At 74.9% G+C, this 1,458-nt stretch carries 1 protein-coding gene; it reads left to right on the top strand.

The features are described from left to right. A partial coding sequence (locus tag EEJ42_RS31620; protein ID WP_123105296.1) for a sensor histidine kinase occupies positions 1 to 1,458 on the top strand: 1,458 nt, incomplete at both ends.

The following is a 1,458-nucleotide window of genomic DNA, read 5'->3' as shown; positions in this document are numbered from 1 at the left end:
GTCCGCCACCCGCGGGCTGCTGCTCGCCGCGCTCGCCGACCGCGGCGGCCGGTCCCGGCTGACCGCGGCCGCCCAGCGCACCGAGGTGCGGGAGCAGTCCGCGCTCGCCGACTTCCAGCAGCTCGCCCCGGCCTCCGCGCGCGACGCCTACGGCCGCACCGTCAACGGCACCGAGGTCACCACCGCCGAGCGCTACCTCGACCGGCTCACCGATCAGCCCCGCCTCTCCGGCCAGGACCTGTTCGTCAACAAGAGCCGCCTCGAAACCGCCCTGACCGCCCGCATCGACCGGATGCGCGGCGCCGAGTCCGCGCTCGCCTCCGCCGAGGTCACCCGGCTCGGGCAGCTGCGCGACGACGACGTCACCGCCCTCGAGGTGAGCATCGCCCTGGCCGGTGCCTGTCTGCTGCTCGCCCTCGGCACCAGCATCCACAGCGCCCGCTCGATGACCCGCCCGCTGGCCGCGCTGCGGCTCGGCGCCCGCCGGGTCGCCGCCGACCCGGCCGCCGAGGAGCCGATCGCCTTCAAGGGCCGCAACGACGAGTTCGCCGACGCCGTACGGGCCGTCAACGACCTCCACCAGGCCGCGCTGCGGCACCACGAGCGCCTGACCCGGCTCGACGGCGACCGCACCCGGCTGGCCGGTGAGCGGCAGCGGCTGGCCGACGAGGCGGACGGGCTGCGCGCCGAACGGGACGCGGTCGCCACCCGGCTGGAGGGGCTGCGCGCCCGGGTCCACAGCAGCTTCGTCAACCTGGCGCTGCGCAGCCTCGGCCTGATCGAACGCCAGCTGGCGATCATCGAGTCCATGGAGGAGCAGGAGCAGGATCCCGACCGGCTCGAAACGCTCTTCCAGCTCGACCACCTGGCCACCGGCATGCGCCGCTACGGCGAAAACCTGCTGATCGTCGCGGGCTCCGAGCACCAGGCGAACCACCCCGGCCCGGTGCCGCTGCTGGACGTGCTGCGCGCCTCGATCAGCGAGGTCGAGCGGTACGACCGGGTGCACCTCCAGTCGCTGCCGCCGCACGCCCAGGTGGCCGGGTTCGCCGCGGACAGCATCAGCCATCTGATCGCCGAACTGCTGGAGAACGCCACGGCGTTCTCGCCGCCGGACGTGGCGGTGCAGGTGTCCGGCTGGCTGCTGGAGAGCGGCGAGGTCATGCTGTCCGTCCAGGACGAGGGCATCGGCATGACGCCCGAGCGCCTCGCGGAACTGAACGAACGGCTCGCCGACAAGGTCCCCGAGTACTGCCAGGGCCCCCAGCCGGACGATCCGCTGGGGCTCGGCCTGTACGTGGTGACCCGGCTCGCCGCACGGCACGGCGTAAGGGTGTCGCTGCGCGAGCAGCAGCCGGGCGGGATCGCCGCCGTCGTCGTCCTGCCCACCAAGATCCTCCCGGCGGGCCCGCCCGGCGCCGGGCTCCCGCCCGCCCCGCCCGCCGCCGCGACCGGCGC

Origin of the sequence: Streptomyces botrytidirepellens (assembly GCF_003721215.1) — a bacterium.
GTDB lineage: Bacteria > Actinomycetota > Actinomycetes > Streptomycetales > Streptomycetaceae > Streptomyces > Streptomyces himastatinicus.
The sequence above is the reverse complement of the archived record's forward strand: the minus strand, read 5'-3'. Positions and strand labels throughout refer to the sequence as shown.